Below are 21,221 nucleotides of genomic sequence, written 5' to 3' on the forward strand. Positions count from 1 at the left end.
CGCCCACGGGTCCCGTACACAATTGTCCCTGCCTGACCGACTCCCGGAACGCGACAGAAGTTCCCGGCGTCTGTCGGAAGAGGACCGGAGCACTGGGCTCCCGCCGCCGGAGGAGAACATCACCCATATGACCAGGCGTCACGGCTACGGCCTGCTCGCTGCGATCGTCGCGCTGATCGTGGCCGCTTCCGCCGCTCTGTACAGCGTGCTCGCCTCCGACGACGGCACACCCGAGGACTCCCTCGCCGCCCGGCACGGCCGGCACGACTCCGCCGCACCCGCCTCCACGGCCGTCTGGGTGGGGGCCTGGGCCGCCGCCCCGGCCGCCGCCGAACCCGGCACGGAGACCACCGGTATGGCGGGCCGCTCGGTGCGCAACGTCGTGCACACGAGCGTCGCGGGTACGAGTGCCCGTATCACGCTGTCCAATCTCTACGGCCAGTCGCCGCTGACGATCTCGCACGCCTCGGTCGCGGTCGCCGCCGCCAGGGGCACCGGCACCGACGGCACCGCTGCCGCCGCCGCGGACACGATGCGGCGGCTCACCTTCTCCGGCGCGCCGAGCGTCGTCGTCCCGCCGGGCGGGCAGGTGGTCAGCGACGCCGTCCGCATCGCCGTACCGCAGAACGCGGACGTCCTGGTCACCACCTACTCCCCCACCCCCTCCGGCCCGGTCACCTACCATCCGCGCGCCCGCCAGACCTCCTACGTCGCCCAGGGCGACCACACCGAGGACACCACCGGCACCCCGTACACCGAGCGGACGCCGTACTGGCGCTACCTGACCGCGCTGGACCTGCTCAGCGACCAGGCGGACGGGACCGTCGTCGTCCTCGGCGACTCGATCACCGACGGCATCACCTCGACCGTCGACGCCAACCACCGCTGGACCGACGTCCTGGCGGAGCGGCTGCGGGTCGCCGTCGCCGCCGACCGGGACATACCCCGCTACAGCGTCGTCAACGAGGGCATCAGCGGCAACGAGATACTCACCGACGGGCCCGGGCGGCCCGCGGACAACCCCAGCGGGCTGCACCGCTTCTCCCGGGACGTGCTGGAGCGCACGAACGCCAAGGTCGTCGTGGTCGACCTCGGCATCAACGACATCCTGCGCAACCGGGCGCTGCCCGACCCGGCGAAGATCGTCGCCGGGCTGCGCACGCTGGTACGGCAGGCGCACGCGCGCGGGCTGAAGGTCATCGGCGCGACCCTGATGCCCGTCGGGGGCCACCCCGGCTGGACGGCGGCACGGGAGGCGGTACGGCAGCAGGTCAACGACGCCATCCGGGCCGGCGAGGTGTACGACGGCGTCGTCGACTTCGACCGGGCGCTGCGGGACCCCTACGACCCGCGGCGGCTGCGCGAGGCGTACGACTCCGGGGACCATCTGCACCCCAGCGACCTGGGGTACCGGAGGATGGGCGAGGTGTTCGATCTGGAGGATCTCTGGGGGGCGGTGCAGACGGGGGTCTGAGCCGCCGGTGACGCGGACGGAAGTCCGGGGGCCGCCGGTCGCACGGACCGGGGCTCGGTCGCACGGACGCGAGCGCGGGGCCTCGGTGGCGCAGACGCGGGCGCAGGGCCTCGTCGCACGGACGCGGACGCAGGGCCTCGGTGGCGCAGACGCGGACGCAGGGCCTCGGTGGCGCAGACGCGGACGCAGGGCCTCGGTGGCGCAGACGCGAGCGCAGGGCCTCGGTGGCGCGGACGCGGACGCAGGGCCTCGTCGCACGGACAGGGGTTCGGGACGTCGGGGCGTCAGTGGTGGCGGTGCCTGCGGCGGTCGCGCTGCTCCCAGCGCTCCTCACGGCGGGCCGCCTGAAGTTCGCGGCGCTCGGCCCGGCGGTCCAGCTTCTCCTGGCGGTGCTCTTCCTTCAGCCGGAGCCGTTCCGCCCTGGTGAGCTTGCGCTCCACTCCCACGCCGCCCCAGAAGGCGAAGCCCGTCACGATCACGCGCGGGGCGCCCGGCTCCCCCGGTACGCCCTCCTCGCGGTGGTCGAAGCCGCCCATGATGCCGATGCCGCGCACGATCACCTCGACGCCGGGCGGCACGATGATCTGCATCCCGCCCATGATGGCCACGCAGTTGATCTCGACCTCGCGGTCGGCGAAGTCGGCCTCGCGCAGGTCGATCTCGCCCCCGCCCCAGAACGAGAAGCAGTTGAACCGCCTGGGCACGGTCCAGGCCCCCTTGCGCTGGAACCCGGACATGATGGCGACGGCCCACGACGAGGAGCCCTCACCGCCGATCACGCGGCTCACCCAACTCCCGCTCTCCACGGGCGCCTTGTGCAGAGACACCGCCGGGGCGGCGGTCTGCCCGGCGGGCAGGTCACGGGTGAGCGGGGCCAGTTCCCCGTATGTGCGCGCCTTGTAGGCCGTTTCCAGGCGCTCCTCGAACTCCGCCATGTCCAGGCGCCCTTCGGCGAGGGCGTCCCGCAGGACCTCGGCGACTCGTTCACGATCGGCGTCGGAGGCGCGCAGCTCCGGGGCATCGTCGCTCATGTGGAGCAGCCTACGAGTTCCCCGCTCGCCAGGCTACGAGACCGCGCGCCCCAGCCGGTGAGACCGCGCGCTCCGGGCTTCGACACCACACGCGCCGGGCTACGACACAGCGCGCGCCGGGCTAGGACACCGCGCGCGCCGCACCGGCCGCCGAAGCCGCGTACATCTTGGCGATCACCGCCTCGATGTCCGGCTCCCGCACCGACAGGTCCACCAGCGGATACCGGTCCGCGATCCGCGCCACCAGCGGCGCCGCCGAATCGGCGGCCGGGAAGGCCAGCCACTGCCGCGGCCCCTCCACGCGCACCACGCGCGTGCCCGGCACCTCGATCGGCGGCAGCTCCCGCTCCAGGTCGACCACGAGGGTGCGTTCGCTCTCGCCCGCCTCGTGCAGCCCGGCGAGCGGGCCGTCGTACATCAGGCGCCCGTGGTCGATGACCATCACTCGCGAGCACAACTGCTCGATGTCCTGGAGGTCGTGCGTCGTCAGCAGCACCGTCGTACCGCGCTCGGCGTTCAGGTCGCGCAGGAACTCGCGCACCCTGGCCTTGCTGATGACGTCCAGGCCGATGGTCGGCTCGTCGAGGTAGAGGACGTCCGGGTCGTGCAGCAGGGCCGCCGCGATGTCGCCGCGCATGCGCTGGCCGAGGGAGAGCTGGCGCACCGGGACGTCCAGCAGGTCCGCCAGTTCGAGGAGTTCGACGCAGCGGTCGAGGTTCGCCCGGTAACGGGCGTCGGGGATGCGGTACATGCGGTGCATCAGCCGGTAGGAGTCGATCAGCGGCAGATCCCACCACAGCGTCGTACGCTGCCCGAACACCACCCCGATGCGCTGCGCGAGCCGTGTCCGCTCACGGGAGGGGTCGATTCCGGCGACGCGCAGCCGGCCGCCGCTGGGGGTGAGAATGCCCGTGAGCATCTTGATCGTCGTCGACTTGCCTGCGCCGTTCGGGCCGATGTAGCCCACCATCTCGCCGCGCGCCACGGAGAAGGAGATCGCGTCGACCGCGCGCACCCGCCGCCGTTCCCGCTTGAGGAAACCGGTCTTCCTGCGCACCTCGAAGACCTTCTCGACGCGGTCGAGTTCGATGAACGCCCCGTCCGTCCCGCTCCCCGGTCCGTCCAGTTCCATGGGTTCCACGTCCCTTCAGCTTCCCGTGCTCCGGTACGAGCGCAGCCCCACGCGCCAGGCCAGTCCCGCCAGCGCACAGCAGCCCACCGCCACCAGCGGCGAGGCGAACGCCGTCCACCACGGCAGCGCCAGCGGATACGGCCGCCCGAGCACGTAGCTCGCGGGCAGCCAGTTGACGAACGCCAGCGGCAGCACGAACGTCACCCCGCGCACCAGCTCCCGCGCGAACACCGTCGGCGGATACTGGAGCAGCGTGGTGCCGCCGTAGGTGAAGGCGTTCTGCACCTCGGAGGCGTCCTGCGCCACGAACTGGAAGGCCGCCCCGGCGACGAACACCGCGCAGAAGATCGCCGCGCCGCCCAGCGTCATCAGCGGCATCAGCAGCACCTTCGGGGCCGTCCAGTGCACGTCGAGCGAGCCGAGGGCGTAGGCCAGCACGAGCGCGCCCTGCACCACACGGCCCAGGCGGCGCAGCGCGAACCGGTCCGCGGCGACCTGGGCGAGCACCGGGGCCGGGCGCACCAGCAGCGTGTCCAGCGTGCCGTCGCGCACCCGCCGGCCCAGCCGGTCCATCGAGCCGATCGCGAGGTCGGCCAGCCCGAAGGAGATGCTGGTCAGCCCGTAGAGGAAGGCGATCTCCGGCAGCGTGTAGCCGCCGAGGGCGTCCACGCGGGAGAACATCAGCAGGATCGCCACGAAGTCCAGCGCGGTCGCCACGAAGTTCCCGATCGTGGTCATGACGAAGGAGGCCCGGTAGGCCATCGTGGAACGCAGCCACATCCCGGCGATCAGACAGTAGGCCCGCAGGCCGTCCGCCAGCCGGCCGCGGGACGCGAGTGCGGGAGCGGGTGTGGGTGCGGGTGCGGCTGCGGCCTCGGTCTCCTCGTCCGTACGGCGCCCGTGGGGCCCGGCCCCTGTGATCTCAGCCACCCTGGACCACCACCCGCCGCGTCGCCGCCGACTGCAGCAGCCGCCCGGCCGCCAGCAGCGCCACCGCCCACGCTCCCTGGAAGGCGTACGTGCTCAACGGGACGGCGTGCCCCAGCAGTACGTCGGCCGGGGCCTGCAGCAGCGAGGACCAAGGCAGCGCCCGGACCACCTCGCCGAGCGCGCCGGGGAAGACGTTCAGCGGCAGCAGCATCCCCGAGCAGAAATACCCGGCCAGCCACGCCATCTGCACCACACCGGTCCCGTCCATCAGCCAGAACGCGCTCAGCGCGACCAGGAACCTGATCCCGAAGCTCACCAGCATCGCCAACAGCACGGCACCGAGGAACGCCGCCCAGGTCAGCGGGTCGGTGGGCAGCGCGACGGGGAAGAACAGCGCCCCGAACACGAAGGGCACGATCCCGCGGCCCACCAGCTGGAACATCGCGCGGCCCAGGTCGGCCGCCAGCCACCACAGCTGCAGGTCGGCGGGCCGGTACAGATCGATGGCGATGTCACCCGTACGGATGCGTTCCATCAGCTCGTCCTCGACCCCGCCCCCGCCGATCGCGAGCGTGGACAGAAATGCCTGTCCCAGCCATACGTACGTCACGGCCTGGGCACGGTCGTAGCCGCCCAGATGCGGGCGGACATCCCACAACGCAAGGTACGTGTACACGAGGATCAGCCCGAAAACCGTGTTCGTGAACACCCCGGCCGCCGTGGCCGCCCGATACGTCGCGTACCGTCTGAATCCCCCCGCCGCGACGGCCGCGTACAACCGCCCAGCGCCCACGTCACGCCCTCCAAGCTCCGCCGACACCGAAGCGCAGGAGCCTAGTGCGCGCGCGACGCGACGTGCCACGCGTTTTCCGCCCGGACAATTGCCCGGGACCGGGAACGGAACGCTTGGTGCGAGAGTCTTCATCTGGGGGCGCACAAGGCGCATGAGGGCGTACGGCGACGTACGACGCGAAACAGGAGTCCGTGCACGAGATGAGCGACGAGCCGCAGCCGCAGGCCGAGCAGCCACAGGCGGAGGCGCAGCCGCAGCCGCGGTCCGCCGAACCGGAGGCGACCGCACACCGACCCGACCGAACCCGGCCGCCGAAGCCCGCAGCCGGGACGGGGCCCGCCGCCACGGAGCAGGGCTCCACGGCGCAACGCCCGGCCGGGGACGCCGGAGAGGGTGCCGGGGGAGCCGCCGGGGAGGACACCGAGGGTTCCGCGGCACCGGGCCGGGCGGCGGCCACCGGACAGGGCAGCTCCGGATCCGCGACGCAGGGCTCCGCCCGGGCCGCCGGACAGGAACGCGAGGAGTCCGCGGGCCAGGGCCGCGCGGGGGCCGCCGCGGGTGGGCGGCCGGATGGCGCCGGCGGCGACCGGACCGAGACCACGGCCGGGAGCGCGGCCGGGAGCGCGGCCGGGAGCGCGGCGGGAGGCGTGGGCAGGTCCACCGCCGAAAGCACGGGCGGGTCCTCGGCCGGAGGCAACGGCGGCCAGGGCGCCGCCGTGGGTGACCTCACGGGTTCCGCCGAAGGCGGCGACGCCGCGGCCGCCGGGCGGGGCCGCGGCAGCACCCCCGCGGCGGACCGCGCAGCGGCAGACGACGCACGCGCCGCGGCACCCACCGCGGGTGGACGCCCCGGCATTCCCGCGGACGACCGCGACACGGGCAGCCACGCGAATCCCCCGAGCGGAAACGAGGACACCACCGTCCTGAGGCCCTCATGGGCCGCCGGCAACGCCGATGCCTCCGCGGACCGCGACACCGGCGACCGCCAGGACCCCACCAGCGTCCGCGAGGACACCACCGTCCTCAGGCCCTCATGGGCCGGCGGTGCCGGTGCTGCGGGTGCTGCCGGCGCTGCGGGTGCCGCGGGCGGTCCCGGCATGGCCGCCCGCGCGGGAGCCGTCGGTCAGGGCGGCCCGGCGGGCGGCCCCTCGGCAAGCCGCCCGGCCACCCCCGCGCCGGACCGCCCGAGGGCACAGCTCGCCGCCGACGGCGGTGCGAGCGAGCCACCCGAGCGGCCCGAGCAGCCCCGACAGTCCGAGCGGCCCAAGCAGTCCAAGCGGGCCAAACGGACCGGGTGGCGGCGGCTGGTGCCGACCTGGCGGATGGTGCTCGGGGGGTTCCTCACCGTCGTGCTGCTGGTGATCGGCGCGTTCTTCCTCGGGTACTCCCTGGTCAAGATCCCGCCCGCCAACGCCCTCGCCATGAAACAGGCCAACGTCTACCTCTACGAGGACGGCACCGAGATCGCCCGCGACGGCGACATCAACCGCGAGAACGTCACCCTCGCCGAGGTCTCCAAGGACGCCCAGCACGCCGTACTGGCCGCCGAGGACCGCGACTTCTACACCGAGTCCGCCGTCGACCCCAAGGCGATGCTCCGCGCCGGGTGGAACACCGCCACCGGCAAGGGCAAGCAGTCCGGCTCCACGATCACCCAGCAGTACGTCAAGAACTACTACCTGGGGCAGGAACAGACCGTCACCCGCAAGGTGAAGGAGTTCTTCATCGCGATCAAGCTGGACCGCAACGAGCCCAAGGACAAGATCCTCGAGGGCTACCTCAACACCAGCTACTTTGGCCGCAACGCCTACGGCATCCAGGCCGCCGCCCAGGCCTACTACGGCGTCAAGGCCAAGGACCTCGACCCGGCCCGCGCCGCCTACCTCGCCGCTCTCGTCAACGCGCCCAGCGAGTACGACGTGACCGCCCACCCCGAGAACAAGGCCGCCGCCGTCGCCCGCTGGAACTACGTCCTGGACGGCATGGTCAAGAAGAACTGGCTCAGCGCCTCCGATCGGGCCGGCATGAAGTTCCCGATGCCGAAGGAGGCCACCGTCCCCACCAACATGGCCGGACAGCGCGGCTACCTCGTCCGCGCCGTGAAGGACTACCTCGCCAAGAACGACATCCTCAGCGAGGACGAACTGGCCGCGGGCGGCTACCGCATCACCACGACCCTGGAGAAGAGCAAGCAGGACGCCTTCGTCAAGGCGGTCGACGACCAGGTGATGAGCAAGCTGGACAAGAAGAACAACCCCGTCGACAAGTACGTCCGGGCCGGCGGCGCCGCCGTGAACCCCAAGACCGGCGAGGTCGTGGCGATGTACGGCGGCATCGACTACGTCAAGCAGTTCACCAACAACGCCACCCGCAGGGACTTCCAGGTCGGCTCCACCTTCAAGCCGTTCGTCCTCACCGCCGCCCTCCAGAACCACTCCGACACCGCGGACGGCCGCCCCATCACCCCCAACACGGTCTACGACGGCACCAACAAGCGGCCCGTACAGGGCTGGAGCGGCGGCCACTACGCCCCCGAGAACGAGGACCAGCGCTCCTACGGCAACATCACCGTCCGCGAGGCCACCGACAAGTCCGTCAACGCGGTGTACGCGCAGATGGCCGTCGACGTGGGCTCCGACAAGGTGAAGGACACCGCCGTCGCCCTCGGCGTGCCGTCCGACACCCCGGAGCTGATCGGCAGCCCGTCCATCGCGCTCGGCGTGGCCCGGGCCAGCGTCCTCGACATGGCCGAGGCCTACGCGACCCTCGCCAACCACGGCAAGCACGGCACGTACACGATCATCAAGAAGATCACCAAGGACGGCGCGGACGTGGTGGACCTGCCCGAGCGGACGACCTCGCAGGCCGTCAGCCGCGAGGCCGCCGACACCACCACCGCGGTCCTGCAGTCCGTCGTCCAGAACGGCACCGGCGCCCCGGCGCTGGCGATCGGCCGTCCGGCCGCCGCCAAGACCGGCACCGCCGAGAAAGACCAGGCCGCCTGGTTCGCCGGCTACACCCCCGACCTGGCCACCGTCGTCTCCGTCATGGGTCAGGACCCGGTCACCGCCGCCCACAAGTCGCTCTACGGCGCCCTGGGCCTGTCCCGGATCAACGGCAGCGGCCCGCCCGGCAGCATCTGGGCTCAGTTCATGGGTGACGCCCTGAAGAACACCCTGGCCAGCGACTTCGACCTCCAGATCCAGCCCGGCGCCGACCAGACCCAGCCGCCGCCGTCCAGCGGCGCCGTGGAGACGCCCGGCACCGGCGGCCAGGACAATGGCGGCACCACCGCCGGCACGAACACCGGCGGCCAGGACACCCAGGGGCAGGGCGAGGTCCAGGGCCAGACCGGCGGCACCACGGGCGGCACCACCGGCACCACGGGCGACACCACCGGCGGCGACGCCACCGGCGGCACCCCGACCACCGGAGGCACGGACACCGGCACCACCACCGGCACCACGGGAGGCAGCACCCCGACCACGGGCGGCGCGGGCGGATCCACCCCGACCACGGGCGGCGGCACGACCGGCGGCACCAGCCCGAGCGGCGGCACCACCGGCGACGGCGGGACGACCACCGGCACGGACACGGGCATGTGGGGCGGCCCCACCTAGGCCAGAACCCCACCTGGCTAGCAAAACGAACCGGACGGCCAAGAGGCACGACAAAGGGGCTGGTGACAGCTGTCACCAGCCCCTCGGCTGCGTCACGTCACAGGTACAGCCCGGTGGAGTCCTCCGACCCCTCGAACCGGTCCGCGGCCACGGCGTGCAGATCACGCTCACGCATCAGCACATACGCGGTGCCCCGCACCTCCACCTCGGCCCGGTCCTCCGGGTCGAACAGGACCCGGTCGCCCGGCTCCACGGTCCGCACGTTCTGCCCGACCGCGACGACCTCCGCCCAGGCCAGCCGGCGTCCCACCGCCGCCGTGGCGGGAATCAGGATGCCGCCGCCCGAACGACGCTCGCCCTCGCCCGTCTCCTGCCGGACCAGCACCCGGTCGTGCAGCATCCGGATGGGCAGCTTGTCGTGATGGGTGCTGTGCTCGTTTCTGTTGGCGCTCACGCCTCGAACCTACCTGCCTTCAGCATGTCCGTACGCGGCCGGGTCAGCCCCGGCGCCTGCGCGCGCCCAGGGCGAGCAGTCCGACGACCCCGACGGCGACCAGCGCGACCGGCACGATCCGCTCCACGCGAGGCGCGCCGTCCCCGTCGACGAACTGGGCGCGCACATCGCTGACGACCCGGTTGACCTGCACATAGGCCCGTCCGAGTGTGTGGTCGACGTGGGAGGTGACCTTGGCCTTGGCGTCCGCGACGATGGTCTTCGGGTGCACCCGCACGCCGATCTCGTCGAGCGTCTCGGCCAGCACCTCGCGACGGCGCCTGATGTCCGCCTCGATCTCAGCCGGGGTCCTGGTGTCCGCCGTGTCCGCCACCGTACCGCCTCCGCAGTCCACTGATGCCTGTTCAGCACAGTCTGTCAGCTTCGGCCCGGACCGTGCTGTCGGCACCCCCGGTTACCCTCGGACCGACACGGTATTGGCACGCATGAGGAGACGAGCTTCGATGACCGAGCGACTCCAGCCCGGGGACGTGGCCCCCGCCTTCACCCTCCCCGACGCCGACGGCAACGAGGTGTCGCTGGCCGACCACAAGGGCCGCAAGGTCATCGTCTACTTCTACCCGGCCGCCCTCACCCCCGGCTGCACCAAGCAGGCCTGCGACTTCACCGACAACCTGGACCTCCTCGCGGGCGCCGGCTACGACGTCATCGGCATCTCCCCCGACAAGCCGGAGAAACTGGCGAAGTTCCGCGAGCAGGAGTCCCTGAAGGTCGCCCTCCTCGCCGACCCCGACAAGAAGGTCACCGAGGCCTACGCCGCCTACGGCGAGAAGAAGAACTACGGCAAGACGTACATGGGCGTCATCCGCTCCACGATCATCGTGGACGAGAACGGCAAGGTCGAACGAGCCCTGTACAACGTCCGCGCCACGGGCCACGTAGCCAAGATCATCAAGGATCTCGGTCTCTGAGGTGGCTGCCCGGCCAGTAGCATGGCCGGGCAGCATCGAGCGGCCGTGGTGGAATTGGCAGTCACGCTGGGTTTAGGTCCCAGTGGGGTAACTCCCGTGAGGGTTCGAGTCCCTCCGGCCGCACCGACTCCGGTCCGGACGGCCCTGACGGCCGGGTCAGCCGAGCAACTCCCGTACCACTGGCACCAGCGCCCGGAACGCCTTGCCGCGGTGGCTGATGGCGTTCTTCTCGTCGGGGGTCAGTTCGGCGCACGTCCTCGACTCTCCCTCGGGCTGGAGGATCGGGTCGTAGCCGAAACCGTTCGTGCCGGCGGGGGCGTGGCGCAGTACGCCGCGCAGTTGGCCCTCGACCACCCGCTCCGTGCCGTCCGGCAGTGCCAGGGCCGCCGCGCAGGCGAAGTGCGCCCCCCGGTGTTCCTCCGCGATGTCGGAGAGCTGGGCGAGGAGGAGGTCCAGGTTGGCCTGGTCGTCGCCGTGGCGGCCCGCCCAGCGGGCGGAGAAGATGCCGGGGGCGCCGCCGAGGACGTCTACGCAGAGGCCGGAGTCGTCAGCCACGGCCGGGAGGCCTGTCGCCTGGGCCAGGGCGTGGGCCTTCAGCAGGGCGTTCTCGGCGAAGGTGACACCTGTTTCCTTGACGTCGGGGATCTCCGGGTAGGCGTCGGTGCCGACGAGTTCGTGGGGGAGGCCTGCGTCGGCGAGAATCGCCCTGAGTTCGGTGATCTTTCCGGCGTTGCGGGTGGCGAGGATCAAGCGGGTCATGCTCACCAGTATCGGGGGACCGTCAGGGCGTGCAGACCTTGGTCAGTTCGCCGGCTGCGTCGGTGACCGGGGTGACGTCCGGGGTCTTGTCGCCGTTCCTGACGGCGGTGCGGACGTTGTCCACGGCCTTGCCCAGGTCGTCGACGGCCTTGTTGACGTCGGTGTTGTCCGTCTTGTCGCCGATCTTCCTGAGGTCCTTCTCGATGGCGGCGAGGGCTTCGTCGGTCTGCGTCGGGTCGTTCGACGCGTTCTGGACCGCTTGCTGGAGGTCGGTGACGCTGTCGGCGACGGAGTCGGCGGTCTGGACGCAGTCCAGGGCCTTGTCGACCGCGTCGCATCCGGTCAGGGCGGTGACGGCGAGTGCGACGGCGGCCGTGGTGGCGGCGATGGCGGTGGTGCGGCCCGGGCGTCGTCGGTGGCGGCTCGCGGCCATGGTTCGGTCCCCTCCCTGTGGTGGCCGGGCGTACGGCGGTGGTGCCGTGCGCCCGTACCGGTAGGGACGCGGGCCGGGTGGCCGGGGTTGCCCTCGACGGTCGCCTGTCTTGAGGCTCCCTTTACTTTTCTTGTTGCTTCTCCGGCTTTTCTACTTTTCGCGGGTGCTTTCGAGCGCCGTCCGCTGGATCGCGGCGAGGTCCGTGCAGCCGGCCACGGCGAGGTCGAGCAGGGCGTTGAGTTCCTCGCGGGCGAAGGGTGCGGCCTCGGCGGTGCCCTGGACCTCGACGAAGCGGCCGTCGCCGGTGCAGACGACGTTCATGTCGGTGTCGGCGCGCACGTCCTCCTGGTAGCAGAGGTCGAGGAGCGGGACTCCCCCGACGATGCCGACGGAGACCGCGCTGACGGTGCCCGAGAGCGGCTGACGGCCGGGCTTGATCAGTTTCTTGGCCTGGGCCCAGGCGACGGCGTCGGCGAGGGCGACGTAGGCGCCGGTGATGGCCGCGGTACGGGTGCCGCCGTCGGCCTGGAGGACGTCGCAGTCCAGGACGACGGTGTTCTCGCCGAGTGCCTTGTAGTCGACGACGGCGCGCAGGGACCTGCCGATGAGGCGGCTGATCTCGTGGGTGCGTCCGCCGATCCTGCCCTTGACGGACTCGCGGTCGCCGCGGGTGTTGGTGGCGCGGGGCAGCATGGCGTATTCGGCGGTGACCCAGCCCTCGCCGCTGCCCTTGCGCCAGCGCGGGACGCCTTCGGTGAAGGAGGCGGTGCAGAGGACCTTGGTGGCGCCGAAGGAGACGAGGACGGAGCCTTCGGCGTGCTTGCTCCAGCCGCGTTCGATGGTGACCGGGCGGAGTTGTTCGGCGGTGCGGCCGTCGATTCGAGACATGGCGTCGAGCCTAGTCCCCTGTGCGGAAGGGGCTCCTCCCGTGTCGGGAAGAGCCCCTTCCAGGTGAACCCCGCGGTCCGCGTGGACCGCGGAGGGTCACATCATGTCTTCGATCTCCGCGGCGATGGGGTCGGCGTCGGTGCCGATGACGACCTGGATGGCGTTGCCCATCTTCACGACGCCGTGGGCGCCTGCTGCCTTGAGTGCGGCCTCGTCGACCAGTGAGGCGTCGTTGACCTCGGTGCGGAGGCGGGTGATGCAGCCCTCGACCTCTTCGATGTTGTCGATGCCGCCGAGCCCGGCAACGATCTTCTCAGCCTTGCTGGCCATGTTCCTTCTCCCTGATCCGAAACCGCTTTGTGGCAGTAACCCACAGTTGGCCCATCTTCGCGAGCGGTCGTGCCGTGGGTGCCGAAGGATGGCGTTCACTACAGCGGAACCGTCCGTCGACTGGTCTACACCACCGTTGGGGCGGTGGCCAAACGCGCGCCGTGCCCAGGAGCGGAGGCGGGGAGGACGCCCATGAGTGCCGACAGCGCCGACGCCAGGGTCTCTCCCGTGCGCGAGCGCTGGAACACCCTGTTCCAGGGTCTGCAGAAGATGGGGCGCAGTCTTCAGCTGCCGATCGCGGTGCTGCCCGCGGCGGGCATTCTGAACCGGCTGGGGCAGCCGGATGTGTTCGGCAAGGACGGGCTGGGCTGGACCGATGCCTCGAAGGTGATGGCGGGGGCGGGCGGCGCGCTGCTCGACGGCCAGCTGGGGCTGCCGATGCTGTTCTGCGTCGGTGTGGCGATCGGCATGGCGAAGAAGGCGGACGGCTCGACGGCGCTGGCGGCGGTGGCGGGCTTCCTCGTCTACTACAACGTGCTGCACCAGTTCCCGATCACGTGTCCGGCGGGGGCCAAGGTGGTCGCGACCGGCTGTCAGGCGGCGAGCGGGACGGTGACGGCGTTCACGTACCAGAATCCGGGGGTCTTCGGCGGGATCGTGATGGGGCTGCTGTCCGCCTTCTTCTGGCAGCGCTTCCACCGGACGCGGCTGGTGGACTGGCTGGGCTTCTTCAACGGCCGCCGGCTGGTGCCGATCATCATGGCGTTCGTGGCGATCCTCTTCGCCGCCCTGTGTCTGTGGGTGTGGCCGCCGATCGGTGACGGCCTGGAGAGTTTCAGCGACTGGCTGCACGGCGCGGGGGCCTGGGGCGCCGGGATCTTCGGCCTGGCGAACCGGGCGCTGCTGGTCATCGGTCTGCACCAGTTCCTGAACGTGCCGCTGTGGTTCCAGTTCGGCAGTTACACCAAGCCCGACGGGACGGTGGTGCACGGCGACATCAACATGTTCCTGGCGGGGGATCCGAATGCCGGGCAGTTCACCTCGGGTTTCTTCCCGATCATGATGTTCGCGCTGCCGGCGGCGGCGCTGGCCATCACGCACACCGCCCGGCCGGGCCGGCGCAAGGAAGTCGGCGGGCTGATGCTGTCGGTGGCGCTGACGTCGTTCGTCACGGGGATCACCGAGCCGATCGAGTACTCGTTCATGTTCATCGCTCCGCTGCTCTACGCGGTGCACGCGGTGCTGACGGGTGTGTCGATGGCGGTGACGTGGGCGCTGGGCGTGCACGACGGGTTCAGCTTCTCGGCGGGCTTGATCGACTATGTGATCAACTGGAACCTCGCGACCCGGCCGTGGGCGATCGTGCCGATCGGGTTGTGCTTCGCGGTGGTGTACTACGCGGTCTTCCGTTTCGCGATCACGAGGTTCGACCTGCGGACTCCGGGGCGTGAGCCGGAGGAGGAAGTGGAGGACACCACCAGGGCCTGACGGCCCCCTTCAACGGCCGGAACGTCACCTCTACGGCCCGTAGTGGAACGGTCGCAAGTTCGCGGGTTCCTTACCTCACCTTCATCGTGCTACAACAGGTCTACACCACTGAGTGGTGTAGACCACCACCCGATGGAGGACGAATGAGCACCGCCACCGCGACATCGTCGGCGGCTCCCGCAAAGAAGCGGGGTTCAGGCCTGTTCCAGGGCCTGCAGAAAGTTGGCCGAAGCCTTCAGCTTCCGATCGCCGTACTGCCGGCGGCGGGCATCCTGCTCCGCCTGGGGCAGGCGGACGTGCACGACAAGCTGAACCTGCCCGACAAGGTTACGGCTGTCTTCGCCACGGCCGGTGGCGCGATCTTCGACAACCTGCCGCTGCTGTTCTGCATCGGTGTCGCGATCGGTTTCGCCAAGAAGTCCGACGGCTCGACGGCGCTCGCCGCCCTGGTCGGTTTCCTGGTCTACAGCAACGTCCTGAAGGCGTTCCCGGTCACCGAGGCCAAGGTCCAGGCGGGCGCGGACATAGCCGCCACCTACAACAACCCCGGTGTGCTCGGCGGCATCCTGATGGGTCTGCTGTCGGCGGTGCTGTGGCAGCGGTACCACCGCAAGAAGCTGGTGGACTGGCTCGGCTTCTTCAACGGCCGTCGCCTGGTGCCGATCATCATGGCGTTCGTCGGCACCGCGATGGGTGTCGTCTTCGGTCTGATCTGGAAGCCGATCGGTGAGGGCATCTCCACCTTCGGTGAGTGGATCACCGGTCTGGGCGCCGCCGGTGCCGGTCTGTTCGGTCTGATCAACCGTGCGCTGATCCCGGTCGGCATGCACCAGTTCGTCAACACCGTCTCGTGGTTCCAGATCGGCGACTTCAAGAACGCGGCCGGCGACGTCGTCCACGGCGACCTCAACCGCTTCTTCGCCGGTGACCCGACCGCCGGTCAGTTCATGTCCGGCTTCTTCCCGATCATGATGTTCGGCCTGCCGGCGGCCGCGCTCGCCATCGCGCACTGCGCCCGTCCGGAGCGCCGCAAGGCCGTCCTGGGCATGATGGTCTCGGTCGCTCTGACCTCCTTCGTGACCGGTGTCACCGAGCCGATCGAGTTCTCGTTCATGTTCATCGCCCCGGCGCTGTACGCGATCCACGCGGTGCTGACCGCCGCGTCGATGGCGATCACGTGGGCGCTCGGCGTGCACGCCGGCTTCACCTTCTCCGCGGGCCTCATCGACTACGGCCTGAACTGGAACCTGGCGACGAAGCCATGGCTGATCATCCCGATCGGCCTGGTGTTCGCGGTGATCTACTACGTGACCTTCCGCTTCGCGATCACCAAGTTCAACCTCCCCACCCCGGGCCGTGAGCCCGAGGAGGAGGTCGAGGACCTCACGAAGGCGTGAGTCCTCCCCGGACGTGAGAAGGCCCCCGAGCGCACTGCTCGGGGGCCTTCTCGTGTCGTCGCGGTGTCAGATCTCGTACGTCGCCCCCGTCGCCGCCAGTTCCACCGGGCCGGTGTAGACCGCTCGGGCGTGGGTGAGGTTGATCTGGGGGTCGGTCCACGGAGGGATGTGGGTGAGGACGAGGAGGCGGACACGGGCGCGGGCGGCGATCTCGCCCGCCTCGCGGCCGTTGAGGTGGAGGTCGGGGATGGTTTCCTTGCCGTCCGTGAAGGCCGCCTCGCACAGGAACAGGTCGGTGTCCCGGGCGAGTTCCTCCAGGGCCTCGCTGACGCCGGTGTCGCCCGAGTAGGTCAGGGCGCGGCCGCCGTGCTCGATCCGGATGGCGTACGCCTCCACCGGGTGGGCCACCAGCTCGGTGTGCACGGTGAAGGGGCCGATGTCGAAGGTGCCCGGCTTGACCGTGTGGAAGTCGAAGACCTCGCTCATGGACGAGGCGGTGGGGGTGTCGGCGTAGGCGGTGGTCAGCCGGTGCTCGGTGCCCTCGGGGCCGTAGACCGGCAGGGGGGCGCAGGGCCCGCCGTCGTGCCGGTAGTAGCGCGCGACGAAGTAGGCGCACATGTCGATGAAGTGGTCGGCGTGCAGATGGCTCAGGAAGATCGCGTCGAGGTCGTAGAGACCGCTGTGGCGCTGCAGCTCGCCCAGGGCGCCGTTGCCCATGTCGAGGAGCAGCCGGAAGCCGTCGGCCTCTACGAGGTAGCTCGAGCAGGCCGATTCCGCGGACGGGAACGACCCGGAGCAGCCGACGACGGTGAGCTTCATGGAGAAGAAACCTCCGCTGGCGGGAAAGATACAGAAGGTGACGAGGGTCGTGCGGTCCGTCGAGCGTAAGGCGCGAAACGGCCGGTCGCTCCTCCGGCAAGGGCTGTTGTGGGCGAACTCACCTGTGGTGTCACCGGTTCGGCTGGACGTGCGGCGCATGAGGTGTGAAAGAGGGCGCGCGCTGAAGGTCTCGCGCCGGTACCGTCGTCCTTATGGACACGTCGTGGTGGCTGGCGCTCGCGGCAGTGGTACTGCTCGCGCTGGTCGCCACGCTCGTGGACGGGTGGGGGCGCGGCCGCCGGCCCGCGGGGCGCAGGACGCGGCCGCCGGGGCGCGTGCTGGGGCGGGGCGGTGCGGCCCGGCCGCAGCCGGCGGAGATCTGGTGGGCGAACGTGCCCCACGAAGAGGGCCCGGGGGCCGGGGACCGGCCCTGTCTGGTGCTGTCCGTGCACGGCAAGCGGGCCCGGGTCGCCAAGATCACCAGCCGTTACCACGACGAGCGGGCCGGGGTGATTCCCCTGCCGCCCGGCTCCGTGGGTGACGCGCAGGGGCGGACCAGTTTCCTGGAGACCGACGAGGTGCGAGAGGTGCCCGTGTGGGACTTCCGGCGCCGGGTGGGGGTCGTGGACCCGGTGCTCTGGGACCAGGTGCGGTACCTGGCCGGCTGAGGTCATGGCCGTGTCACCCTCACGGTGACCGTCCACTCCTGGATGCCCTTGCAGGAGATCTTGTGGGGGCCGGTCGCGCACAGCGGGCGGGACGAGGTCAGCCGGGCCGTGCCGGGGGCGGTCGCGGTATAGGCGGCCAGGGCGTCGCCCGGAAGGATCACGATGCCCGGGTCGGCCCCTTTCAGGACGGTGCCGGTGGCCTCGACCGGGGTCCAGGGGCGGTCCTTGGTGCCGTCCAGGGTGAGGCGCAGATACCCGCCGACGGTGAGGCAGACGGTGCGGCCGGAGTCGGCGGCGCCGAGCTGGGCCTGGTCGGTGCAGCCGGAGGAGGCCTTGGAGGCGGGCGCGGACGGGGTGGCCGAGGGAGAGGCCGGCGGGGACGCCGGGCCGCCGCCCGCGGAGCCCACGGAACTCGCGCCCGCGGAACCCGGGGCGCCGCCGCCCTTGCCGTCGTGCTGCGCTCCGCAGCCGGCGGCGAGCAGGGCCGCTGCCGCCGCCGTGGCGGTGGCGACGGCGGTGCGGTGGAGCGTCGTGGACGTCGTACGGCGCATGGGGCGGCCGCCTTTCTGCTGTCCCGGTCACGGGTGCCCAGTGCCCTGATGCCGATGTGACGTCTTTCCAGCACATCAGGATCCGCTCCCCCGCGCACGCCGGAGCCCCGGCCGGTTCGTGCTCGCCCGGCCGGGGCCCCTGTGCGAGGCGCGGATCAGCTGGTCGTGATCGCCGTGTCGTCGACGACGAAGCTGGTCTGCAGGGAGTAGTCCTCGGTGCCGCTGAACTTCAGCGTGACCGTGGAACCGGCCAGCGAGGACAGGTCGAAGGACTTCTGGGCGTAGCCCGAGGCCGCGTTGACGTTGGAGTACGTCGCCAGGGTCTGGGAGCCGGCCGTCACCGTGAGCTTGTCGTAGGCGGTGCTGCCGCTCTCCGACGTGTCGATGTGCAGGTAGAACGTGAGGGTGGCCTTGCAGCCGGCGGGGATCGTCACCGACTGGGACAGGGTGTCGGTGTGGGTGGTCCCGTAGCCGTCGAGCCAGGCCTTGTAGGAGCCGCTGTGGGCGGGCTCACCGCTGTCGTTGGTGATGACGCCGCTGGTGGCGCTCCAGGTGGTGTTGCCGGACTCGAAGCCCGGGTTGCCGAGCAGCTGCGCCGAGGTGCAGGTGCCGCCGGAGGAGCCGACGGTCCAGGTGAAGGAGGCCGAGCCGGAGGCGCCGGTGGAGTCCTTGGCGGTGACCGTGACCTGGTAGGTGCCCGCGCTGGACGCGGTGCCGGAGATCAGGCCGGTGGAGCTGTTGACGGACAGTCCGGTCGGCAGGCCGGTGGCGCTGTAGGTGAGGGCGGCGCCGGCGCTGTCGGTGGCGTGTATCTGGAGGCTGACGGCGCTTCCGGTGGCGGTGGACTGGCTGCCCGGGTTGGTGACGGTCACCGTGTTGCCGCTGGTGGTGCCGGAGGTGAAGGCGGTGGTGCCGTTGGGGGTGCCCCAGCCGGTCGGGCCGTCGTAGCCGGTGCGGGCGGTGCAGAAGTACGAGGTCGAGCAGGAGCCGTTGCTGCCGCTGGTGACGTCGTACAGGTTGCCGGTGTGGGAGTACGGGTACTTCGCCGGGTAGTCGCTGCTGCCCGGGGTGCCCGCGAGGGCGTAGACGCCGGCGATGATCGGGGCGGAGGCGCTGGTGCCGCCGTAGACCGCCCAGCCGGAGCCGCCGTAGGTGTCGTAGACGGCGACGCCGGTGGCGGGGTCGGCGACCGCGGAGACGTCGGCCTCCATGCGCTTGGCGCAGCCGGTGTCGGTCTGCCAGCTGGGCTTGGGGTCGTAGGCGGAGCAGCCGGAGCCGGTGCCCTCGGTGGAGTTGGTGTGCCAGACGCTCTCGCTCCAGCCGCGGGAGTTGGAGGCGGTGGTCAGCGCGGTGCCGCCGACGGCGGTCACGTACTGGGAGGTCGCCGGGTACTCGGCGCCGTAGCCGGAGTCACCGGCGGAGACGGTGATGGCGACGCCCGGGTGCTTGAAGTACTGGGTGTCCTCGGTGGTCTGGTTGGAGGCCTCGCCGCCGCCCCAGCTGTTGGAGACGAACTTGGCGCCGAGGGCGACGGCCTCGTTCTCGGCGATGCCGAGGTCGGTGTCGGTGGCCGAGTTGGCCTCCACGAGGATGATGTTGCAGTTGGGGCAGACGGCGCTGACCATGTCGATGTCGAGCGCCTCCTCGCCGGCCCAGCCGGTGTCGTTGGAGGGCAGCGAGGTGGTGGAGCCGGTCTGGCTGACCTGCTTGAAGCAGCCGTTGGCCTTGGTGCACGGCGACAGGCCGTAGGTCGAGCGGTAGGTGGCCAGGTCCGACTCGGCGTTGGGGTCGTTGTAGGCGTCGACGACGGCGACGGTCAGGCCGGAGCCGCCCGTGGTGGGCAGGTTGTAGGCGCTGTGCAGGTTGGCCGGGGAGAGGCCGGAGGGTGCGGCGGCCGCGAGCGCCGAGGCGAGGCGCTGCTTGATGTCGGTGCGGCGCTGGGCGAAGCAGGAGGCGTGGCCCGGCTCGGCGGTGGCGCACAGGTGCTGGGTGGGGACCTTCTGGCCGGCCTTGCCGGTGGAGTGGAAGGTCTGGCGCTCGGGGTCGGTCAGGGCCTTGGTGTTCTGCGCGGTTTTCGTGAGGTGCGGCTGCGCCGCGGCGGCGGGCTGGGCGCCGGCCGTGGGGGCGGCGACGAGTCCGGCGACGGTGAGGGCGAGGGCGGGGAACGCGACGGCGAGGAGTCTTCTCAGGCTCCGTCTCCGCCGGCTCGGGCGTGACTCACGCATGGGGTACTGCCTCCGGTTGACGTGGGGATTCGCACTGGATTGGCAGCCCGTGACGCGCGTAGCGGCGGCGAGACGCAGTCATGAGCATGACACTCACAGGCGTCCGCCATGGCGCTGGGGTGAGCGTGACATGACAGGACGCGAAAGGAACGTAGTACCGGGGGCGTGCTACCCGGCAGTACCGGAGCGAATTCTTTGCGTCTCCATAGGATGCGCTTAGCCCCCACATGAGAGTGGGGGCCGCGCGTGCCCGAGCAGGACCAGGGCCTGCCGCGAAAGAAGCCCTACGGCCCTACGGCCCTACGCCCAGAGCTGGCCCTGGAGCGTCTCGATGGCCTCCTCCGTGGTGGCGGCCGTGTAGACGCCGGTGGAGAGGTACTTCCAGCCGCCGTCGGCGACGACGAACGCGATGTCGGCGCTCTGTCCCGCCTTGACCGCCTTCCTGCCGACGCCGATGGCCGCGTGCAGGGCGGCGCCGGTGGAGACGCCCGCGAAGATGCCCTCCTGCTGGAGGAGTTCACGGGTGCGGGTGACCGCGTCGGCGGAGCCGACCGAGAAGCGGGTGGTGAGGACGGAGGCGTCGTAGAGCTCGGGGACGAAGCCCTCGTCGAGGTTGCGCAGGCCGTACACCAGGTCGTCGTAGCGCGGTTCGGCGGCGACGATCTGCACGTCGGGCTTGTGCTCGCGCAGATAGCGGCCGACGCCCATCAGGGTGCCGGTGGTGCCCAGGCCCGCGACGAAGTGCGTGATCGAGGGCAGGTCGGCGAGGATCTCGGGGCCGGTGGTGGCGTAGTGGGCGCCGGCGTTGTCCGGATTGCCGTACTGGTAGAGCATCACCCAGTCCGGGTGCTCGGCGGCCAGCTCCTTGGCCACGCGCACGGCGGTGTTGGAGCCGCCCGCGGCCGGGGAGGAGATGATCTCCGCACCCCACATGCCGAGCAGGTCCCGGCGCTCCTGCGAGGTGTTCTCCGGCATCACGCACACCATCCGGTAGCCCTTGAGCTTGGCCGCCATGGCCAGCGAGATACCGGTGTTGCCGGAGGTGGGCTCGAGAATCGTGCAGCCCGGGGTGAGCCGGCCGTCCTTCTCCGCCTGCTCGATCATGTGCAGGGCGGGGCGGTCCTTGACGGAGCCGGTCGGGTTGCGGTCCTCCAGCTTCGCCCAGATGCGGACGTCGGCGGACGGCGAGAGCCGCGGCAGGCGCACCAGAGGGGTGTTGCCGACCGCGGCCAGTGGGGAGTCGTAGCGCATCGCTGCT

20 protein-coding genes and 1 tRNA gene are annotated in these 21,221 nt (G+C 71.0%); 7 read left to right on the forward strand and 14 right to left on the reverse strand.

Annotated elements, in window-relative coordinates:
* Window positions 1–127 precede the first annotated feature (127 nt).
* On the forward strand, window positions 128–1,474 hold the full coding sequence (locus R2S09_RS24065; RefSeq protein ID WP_316743191.1) for an SGNH/GDSL hydrolase family protein: 1,347 nt from the start codon (window positions 128–130) through the stop codon (window positions 1,472–1,474).
* Window positions 1,475–1,758: 284 nt separating this feature from the next.
* Here the strand turns inward: R2S09_RS24065 and R2S09_RS24070 are convergent, their stop codons facing one another.
* The 4 genes from R2S09_RS24070 to R2S09_RS24085 form a co-directional block, all read right to left on the reverse strand.
* Window positions 1,759–2,505, reverse strand: coding sequence for a DUF1707 domain-containing protein (locus tag R2S09_RS24070; protein WP_316743193.1), 747 nt, complete (start codon window positions 2,503–2,505; stop codon window positions 1,759–1,761).
* Window positions 2,506–2,626: 121 nt separating this feature from the next.
* Complete coding sequence (locus tag R2S09_RS24075) at window positions 2,627–3,637, reverse strand: ATP-binding cassette domain-containing protein (protein WP_306189435.1); 1,011 nt, start codon at window positions 3,635–3,637, stop codon at window positions 2,627–2,629.
* A gap of 15 nt (window positions 3,638–3,652) precedes the next feature.
* Entirely contained in the window at window positions 3,653–4,456 is an 804-nt protein-coding gene (locus tag R2S09_RS24080; RefSeq protein WP_399144539.1) for an ABC transporter permease, read from the reverse strand.
* Between the two features lie 103 nt (window positions 4,457–4,559).
* Window positions 4,560–5,360: an ABC-2 family transporter protein gene (locus tag R2S09_RS24085; protein ID WP_316743197.1), complete on the reverse strand. Its 801-nt coding sequence runs from the start codon at window positions 5,358–5,360 to the stop codon at window positions 4,560–4,562.
* 1,097 nt (window positions 5,361–6,457) lie between these two features.
* Between R2S09_RS24085 and R2S09_RS24090 the strand changes: the two genes are divergently transcribed.
* Window positions 6,458–8,980: a transglycosylase domain-containing protein gene (locus tag R2S09_RS24090; RefSeq protein ID WP_316743232.1), complete on the forward strand. Its 2,523-nt coding sequence runs from the start codon at window positions 6,458–6,460 to the stop codon at window positions 8,978–8,980.
* 97 nt (window positions 8,981–9,077) lie between these two features.
* On the opposite strand, the gene R2S09_RS24095 is transcribed toward R2S09_RS24090, so the two are convergent.
* Window positions 9,078–9,434, reverse strand: coding sequence for a co-chaperone GroES (locus R2S09_RS24095; RefSeq protein WP_030167393.1), 357 nt, complete (start codon window positions 9,432–9,434; stop codon window positions 9,078–9,080).
* A gap of 43 nt (window positions 9,435–9,477) precedes the next feature.
* Window positions 9,478–9,807, reverse strand: a complete 330-nt coding sequence (locus tag R2S09_RS24100) for a DUF3618 domain-containing protein (RefSeq protein ID WP_306189432.1) — start codon at window positions 9,805–9,807, stop codon at window positions 9,478–9,480.
* A 130-nt stretch (window positions 9,808–9,937) separates the two neighbouring features.
* Here R2S09_RS24100 and bcp point away from each other — a divergent pair, with 130 nt between their 5' ends.
* Together bcp and R2S09_RS24110 are read left to right on the forward strand one after the other, a co-directional pair.
* Entirely contained in the window at window positions 9,938–10,405 is a 468-nt protein-coding gene (gene bcp, locus R2S09_RS24105) for a thioredoxin-dependent thiol peroxidase (protein ID WP_306189431.1), read from the forward strand.
* Between the two features lie 39 nt (window positions 10,406–10,444).
* Window positions 10,445–10,528: transfer RNA gene (locus R2S09_RS24110), tRNA-Leu, on the forward strand.
* Window positions 10,529–10,561: 33 nt separating this feature from the next.
* Here the strand turns inward: R2S09_RS24110 and rdgB are convergent.
* The 4 genes from rdgB to R2S09_RS24130 form a co-directional block, all read right to left on the reverse strand.
* The gene (rdgB, locus tag R2S09_RS24115; protein WP_306189430.1) at window positions 10,562–11,164 is read right to left on the reverse strand and encodes an RdgB/HAM1 family non-canonical purine NTP pyrophosphatase; all 603 of its coding nucleotides are present in this window, start codon (window positions 11,162–11,164) and stop codon (window positions 10,562–10,564) included.
* Window positions 11,165–11,186: 22 nt separating this feature from the next.
* Window positions 11,187–11,597, reverse strand: a complete 411-nt coding sequence (locus R2S09_RS24120) for a hypothetical protein (RefSeq protein WP_306189429.1) — start codon at window positions 11,595–11,597, stop codon at window positions 11,187–11,189.
* 150 nt (window positions 11,598–11,747) lie between these two features.
* Window positions 11,748–12,485, reverse strand: coding sequence for a ribonuclease PH (gene rph / locus R2S09_RS24125; RefSeq protein WP_316743202.1), 738 nt, complete (start codon window positions 12,483–12,485; stop codon window positions 11,748–11,750).
* A gap of 96 nt (window positions 12,486–12,581) precedes the next feature.
* Window positions 12,582–12,815, reverse strand: a complete 234-nt coding sequence (locus R2S09_RS24130) for a glucose PTS transporter subunit EIIB (protein WP_030167375.1) — start codon at window positions 12,813–12,815, stop codon at window positions 12,582–12,584.
* A gap of 192 nt (window positions 12,816–13,007) precedes the next feature.
* Here R2S09_RS24130 and R2S09_RS24135 point away from each other — a divergent pair, with 192 nt between their 5' ends.
* Together R2S09_RS24135 and R2S09_RS24140 are read left to right on the forward strand one after the other, a co-directional pair.
* On the forward strand, window positions 13,008–14,303 hold the full coding sequence (locus R2S09_RS24135) for a PTS transporter subunit EIIC (protein WP_306189427.1): 1,296 nt from the start codon (window positions 13,008–13,010) through the stop codon (window positions 14,301–14,303).
* Window positions 14,304–14,446: 143 nt separating this feature from the next.
* The gene (locus R2S09_RS24140; protein WP_306189426.1) at window positions 14,447–15,700 is read left to right on the forward strand and encodes a PTS transporter subunit EIIC; all 1,254 of its coding nucleotides are present in this window, start codon (window positions 14,447–14,449) and stop codon (window positions 15,698–15,700) included.
* A 66-nt stretch (window positions 15,701–15,766) separates the two neighbouring features.
* Here the strand turns inward: R2S09_RS24140 and R2S09_RS24145 are convergent, their stop codons facing one another.
* Window positions 15,767–16,519, reverse strand: coding sequence for an MBL fold metallo-hydrolase (locus tag R2S09_RS24145; protein WP_316743207.1), 753 nt, complete (start codon window positions 16,517–16,519; stop codon window positions 15,767–15,769).
* 212 nt (window positions 16,520–16,731) lie between these two features.
* Here R2S09_RS24145 and R2S09_RS24150 point away from each other — a divergent pair, with 212 nt between their 5' ends.
* A complete protein-coding gene (locus R2S09_RS24150) occupies window positions 16,732–17,187 on the forward strand; it encodes a type II toxin-antitoxin system PemK/MazF family toxin (RefSeq protein ID WP_306189424.1) in 456 nt (151 codons plus the stop codon).
* A gap of 2 nt (window positions 17,188–17,189) precedes the next feature.
* On the opposite strand, the gene R2S09_RS24155 is transcribed toward R2S09_RS24150, so the two are convergent.
* From R2S09_RS24155 to R2S09_RS24165, 3 genes are all read right to left on the reverse strand, one after another.
* Complete coding sequence (locus R2S09_RS24155; RefSeq protein ID WP_316743208.1) at window positions 17,190–17,738, reverse strand: hypothetical protein; 549 nt, start codon at window positions 17,736–17,738, stop codon at window positions 17,190–17,192.
* A gap of 155 nt (window positions 17,739–17,893) precedes the next feature.
* A complete protein-coding gene (locus R2S09_RS24160; protein ID WP_306189422.1) occupies window positions 17,894–19,963 on the reverse strand; it encodes a putative Ig domain-containing protein in 2,070 nt (689 codons plus the stop codon).
* A 300-nt stretch (window positions 19,964–20,263) separates the two neighbouring features.
* Entirely contained in the window at window positions 20,264–21,214 is a 951-nt protein-coding gene (locus R2S09_RS24165) for a PLP-dependent cysteine synthase family protein (RefSeq protein ID WP_306189421.1), read from the reverse strand.
* Window positions 21,215–21,221: the final 7 nt, after the last annotated feature.

Origin of the sequence: Streptomyces sp. MK7 (assembly GCF_032658145.1) — a bacterium.
In the GTDB taxonomy this organism is placed as follows: Bacteria; Actinomycetota; Actinomycetes; order Streptomycetales; family Streptomycetaceae; genus Streptomyces; species Streptomyces spiralis.